At 62.7% G+C, this 1,860-nt stretch carries 3 protein-coding genes; 2 read left to right on the top strand and 1 reads right to left on the bottom strand.

Annotated features, from left to right (window positions below; all coding sequences use genetic code 11):
- A partial coding sequence (locus VLR48_RS12655; RefSeq protein ID WP_325292136.1) for a hypothetical protein occupies nucleotides 1-231 on the top strand: 231 nt, incomplete at its 5' end.
- 155 nt (nucleotides 232-386) lie between these two features.
- On the opposite strand, the gene VLR48_RS12650 is transcribed toward VLR48_RS12655, so the two are convergent.
- Complete coding sequence (locus tag VLR48_RS12650; protein ID WP_325292135.1) at nucleotides 387-968, bottom strand: superoxide dismutase; 582 nt, start codon at nucleotides 966-968, stop codon at nucleotides 387-389.
- A 177-nt stretch (nucleotides 969-1,145) separates the two neighbouring features.
- On the opposite strand from VLR48_RS12650, the gene VLR48_RS12645 reads away from it, so the two are divergent.
- A partial coding sequence (locus VLR48_RS12645; protein WP_325292134.1) for a hydantoinase B/oxoprolinase family protein occupies nucleotides 1,146-1,860 on the top strand: 715 nt, incomplete at its 3' end.

Here is a 1,860-nt window from a genome sequence, read left to right as displayed (position 1 = left end):
AAGCGTTTCCACGGCACCGTGCTTCTCGATGCGATCCGCGTCGGGCGCGACGCCGGCCGCATCGCCGAAGAGGTCATCGCGCATCTGGATGGTCTCGTTCATGCCAAGGTGACGGTAACCATCGAGATCGAGGCCGAGATGCCCGATGGCGCCCCGGATCAGGTCGTGCGCACGGTGACCGAGAATTGCCGGACACTGAAGTTCACGAGTCAGGGGTTCGAGCAGGAGTGATTCACGCGCTTGCGAAGACGGGGGCGATTCCGCACGCCTGTTCAAAAACCGTTCAAAACGCACGATGGCCCAGCGTTGCGCTGGGCCATTTCGGATCTTTACGTCTTCATGGGGTCGCCGAAGTTCGGGACTTAATTATGAAGAAATAGCGCGTATTAAGCGCCGTAATTCGCCGCCACAAACTCCCAATTGATCTTGTCCCAGATCGCTTCGAGATACTTCGGGCGTGCGTTGCGATAGTCGACGTAGTAGGCATGCTCCCAAACGTCGACAGTCATCAGCGCGGTCTTGCCCTCGGTCATGGGGGTCCCGGCGTTGGAGGTGTTGAAGATCTCGATGGAGCCGTCGGAATTCTTGACCAGCCAGGTCCAGCCGGAGCCGAAGTTGGTGGCGGCAGCTTGGGAGAATTGCTTCTTGAATTCATCGAACGAGCCGAACTTGGCGCTGATCGCGTCGGAAAGTGCGCCGGTCGGGGCGCCGCCGCCGTTCGGGCTGAGACAGTTCCAGTAGAAGGTGTGGTTCCAGACCTGGGCTGCGTTGTTGAACAATCCGCCCGAGGATTTCATGATGATCTCTTCGAGACTCATGTTCTCGTACTCGGTGCCCGGGATTAGGTTGTTGAGGTTGTTGACGTAGGTCTGGTGATGCTTGCCGTAGTGGTAGTCGATGGTCTCGGCGGAGATCACGGGCTCGAGCGCATTCTTTTCGTAGGGTAACGCCGGGAGTTGATGGGCCATGGTCAAGCCTCCTCGAAGGTTGGAATCTGCAGTGGTCGACAGTCACCCGCAATGTTGGCCCGCGTTCGGGTATCTCAACCCGCGGATGCGCTGCCCGAGCGCGAGATGCGAAACTTTCGGGGTGCGGCGCGGTCCCCCACGCATCGCAGAGCACGCGACCCCGGAGGCCCCGAGACCATGAATGCCGTCGAATTGGGACTTTTCGCCAGCCGGCTCGAGTCCGTCTGCGAGGAGATGGGCGTGGTTCTGCGCCAAGCGGCCTTCTCCACCAACATCCGCGATCGCCTCGATTTCTCGTGCGCGGTCTTCGATCGGGACGGGAACCTCTGCGCACAGGCCGCTCATATTCCGGTCCACCTCGGGAGCATGGCCTACGCGATGGGAGATATCGTCGGTGCGCTCGACTGGGCGGACGGCGACATGGTGGTCCTCAACGATCCCTTCCTCGGCGGCACCCATCTGCCGGATGTGACGCTGGTGGCCCCGCTCTTCGCAGAGGGCCGGCTGGTCGCCTTCGTCGCCAACCGCGCACATCATGCCGACATCGGGGCGAGCGTGCCGGGGTCGATGCCGGTCTCGCGCATGCTCGACGAGGAAGGGCTGATCATCCCGCCCTGCCGGTTGGTCGCGCAGGATGAGATCGACCAGCCGCTGCTCGCGCGGATCCTCGGTGCGACGCGCAACCCGGACGACGCGCGCGGCGATTTCTTCGCCCAGATCGGGGCCAATCGGGCCGGGCTGACCCGACTGGGCGGTCTGATCGAGGGTCTCGGCGTCGCGGCCTACGTGTCGGCGATCCGGGCGCTCGACGACTATGCAGAACGCCTCGCACGCTCTGCGCTCGGCAAGATCCCGCCGGGACGCTACGGCTTCGAAGACCTGATGGACGACG

This window comes from Thiocapsa sp. (assembly GCF_035467215.1).
Classification (GTDB): domain Bacteria; phylum Pseudomonadota; class Gammaproteobacteria; order Chromatiales; family Chromatiaceae; genus Thiocapsa.
This window is presented reverse-complemented; position numbering and strand designations above follow the sequence as displayed.